The sequence below is a fragment of the Moorena sp. SIO3I6 genome (assembly GCF_010672095.1).
Genome location: NZ_JAAHHU010000609.1, coordinates 1 through 2,658 on the forward strand (window position 1 = coordinate 1; position 2,658 = coordinate 2,658).

Consider the following 2,658-nt stretch of genomic DNA (forward strand, 5'->3'; position numbering starts at 1 on the left):
AGCAGTATAGTAGATTCTGTTGCGGATGTTTACTCCATCAAGTAACTACAATCTCTTTCCCTTGAGATCATTGCGCCATGGATTGCATTACATTTATTACAAGAGGTATTAACCACCTACCTCCTTCGTTAGAAAGAGATTTAACGGTAACATTGACGCTGTATACTAAGTCAAGTTTTTCTAGGTTTTTTCTGGGGGTTTCCCCAGCTTAGGTAATCCTACAAGTTGACCAGGCACGCTTAGCTCATACTCTTGGGGCGTTGGTGTTGGACCCGCAACCAAATCGAAGATGTGGGCTTGAGGGCTTCGATGTTTCATCTGCTGCTGCCCCCCTGTAGCTATAATATAAGTATCTATACTTGATATATACTTATATATAACGTCTTTACAGATTGGTCTTACACAGCCTCCAGAGGTTTGGCTCCGCAGAGCACTTACTCCTGTAGTAGTTTGCTACTACCCTGGCAGCAACCCTACTTCCGTAGGTGGTTTAAGGTGTTTAGGTTAATCCCCTTTAGTAATGGTTAGACACTTTGGAATTAAGTCGAAGTCATTATGATTTCAATATAGCTCCATTGTATTACATATTTAGACCCCGGTAAAGGTGAAAAGGTTCAACAATTGTTTGCTTTGACGAAAAAATAGCAATATCATAGGGACAGAGTCAGTAGATTACATTGGTTGGACTTGGGATTTTAGTGGGGCTTCCGAGATTAAGCCTCACACACACCCTCCATTAAAATAATCACCCAATAATCAGGAAATAGATAGATATTCTGAAGTGAGATAACCGAACTCATTGGGGTCGTGATGTCTAGACACGCGCCATGAACGGCTACTGCTAATTGAATAATGGCAATTGACACTCCCCGGTCTAAAGACGCGGGGATTCTTCATTCAGCGAGCCAGCTTACTGAACCTGGTCGGAACCAAGAACAATAGAGGCCGATTCTCCTGAAGCGTTCGGGTCAATGACCCAAGTTCCGGTGTGCCCCACCGTACCCAAGGCTCGATTTAGTATATTGATTGCAGCGTTGTGGTCTCGATCTAGCTTGCAGCCACACTTACAGACGTGAGTCCTTGTCGATAGTGACTTCTTGACCACCTCGCCGCATTCAGAGCAGTTTTGGCTTGTATAGGCAGGATTCACTGCAACAGTGACTCTTCCAAACTTTTGGCCAAAATGTTCTAACCATTTTCTAAATTGATACCAACCTGCATCATTTATAGACTTAGCGAGACAGTGATTTTTTACTAAGTTTTTAACCCTTAAATCTTCATAGGCGACCAGGTCGTTAGACCGGATTACGCAACGTGCCGGAGACGAAACCTTAGAAGAGTGCAGCCTTACAACAAAACCTGTCACCTTTGATGCATAGCCTACCAACTATAAAGGCTGCACTCTTCTTGCGGTAACTTCTAACCAGTCTTTTGGCATGTTCTTCACGCTGCCTACTTATTTTAAGGTGCTGTCTGCCTAATCTATTGATGGCTTTCTTGCGGTTGGATGAGCCTTTCTTTTTCCGGGAAACCCGGCGTTGATAAAACTTTAATATCTTCTCCCCAGCTCTATAAAACCGAGGGTTAGGTTCACTGTTGCCGAATGAGTCGGTGTAGAACTCTTTTAGTCCTACGTCTAATCCGATTGTCGAGTGACTTGGGGTTAGCTGTTCGTTTACCTCAACAGAAATGCAAAACTGAACATAGTACCCATCTGCTCTTTTGACAATGCGGACTCGCTTAATCAGCTTCTTGTCGAAGCGCCACAAGTCCCAGGTCCCCTTGAGCTTCAGCCTCCCAATCCCCTTTTTATCACTGAAAGTTATTGATTTTTTATCAGGGGATAATTTCCATCCTGACTGCTTATATTCAACTGATCTACAGTGCTTTTGAAAACGGGGATAGCCTTTCTTCCCAGGTACTTTCTTTTTACAGTTCTCAAAGAAGCGAGAAATTGATGACCAAGCTCTTTCAGCCGCAGCTTGTCGAGCCGTAGAGTTTAACTCATTGGCAAACGGGAACTCTTTAGCTAGTATTTTGCAATATTTACTAAGGTCGTACTTCCCTGTCCCTTTATTGTCCATCCATAAACTAATGCAACTATTACGGATAAATTTCACTGTCCGAATAGCTTCGTCTATAGCTTGATACTGGGTATTTTTGCCTTGTGCTTTAAACTCTAAGATGATCATCAGAACTCGACCTTTTCTGTATATCCTTACGCTAACACGTTTAGCGAAAATCGTCAACTCAAGACAGAATCTTTTTCACGGCGACTAAAGTCGCTACCTGGCTTTCATCCCGGAGACGAAACCTTAGATAGTGGAGCTTTATTACAAAAGATTTAACCCTTTTGCGCATAACCGACTAACCATAAAAGCTCCACTATCTTACGGTAACTTTAAGCACTCATGCTACGCATGTTCGTTGTGGGGCTTCTTTTGCTAGACAGCTAACTATAGAATTAAGGAAGATCCACATCCGACCAACTAGCACTTAGAGAAAACACTGTGCCACACACGATTGTTACCGATACTTGCCAAGGAATTGCTGATTGCGTTGAATGTTGCCCAGTGGCGTGCATTCATCCAGGACCAGGGAAAAATGCCCTGGGGAGTGACTGGTACTGGATTGACTTTTCTAGCTGCATTGACTGTG

At 43.3% G+C, this 2,658-nt stretch carries 4 protein-coding genes; 1 reads left to right on the plus strand and 3 read right to left on the minus strand.

Annotated elements, in window-relative coordinates:
• Window positions 1–180: 180 nt before the first annotated feature.
• The 3 genes from F6K49_RS40255 to F6K49_RS40265 all read right to left on the minus strand — a co-directional run bounded on the left by F6K49_RS40255 (window position 181) and on the right by F6K49_RS40265 (window position 2,192).
• On the minus strand, window positions 181–318 hold the full coding sequence (locus F6K49_RS40255) for a hypothetical protein (RefSeq protein WP_293021235.1): 138 nt from the start codon (window positions 316–318) through the stop codon (window positions 181–183).
• A gap of 592 nt (window positions 319–910) precedes the next feature.
• The gene (locus F6K49_RS40260) at window positions 911–1,366 is read right to left on the minus strand and encodes a transposase (RefSeq protein WP_293021234.1); all 456 of its coding nucleotides are present in this window, start codon (window positions 1,364–1,366) and stop codon (window positions 911–913) included.
• Window positions 1,332–2,192 (minus strand): transposase, encoded by an 861-nt coding sequence (locus tag F6K49_RS40265; protein WP_293043559.1) that lies wholly within the window; start codon window positions 2,190–2,192, stop codon window positions 1,332–1,334. The genes F6K49_RS40260 and F6K49_RS40265 overlap by 35 nt, the downstream gene beginning before the upstream one ends.
• 318 nt (window positions 2,193–2,510) lie before the next feature.
• On the opposite strand from F6K49_RS40265, the gene F6K49_RS40270 reads away from it, so the two are divergent.
• On the plus strand, window positions 2,511–2,658 hold a 148-nt coding region (locus F6K49_RS40270), incomplete at its 3' end, for a ferredoxin family protein (RefSeq protein ID WP_293106433.1).

Coding starts and splice junctions, on each gene's coding strand:
- F6K49_RS40255 (WP_293021235.1), bottom strand. CDS start 318: ATGAAACATCGAAGCCCTCAAGCCCACATCTTCGATTTGGTTGCGGGT.
- F6K49_RS40265 (WP_293043559.1), bottom strand. CDS start 2,192: ATGATCATCTTAGAGTTTAAAGCACAAGGCAAAAATACCCAGTATCAA.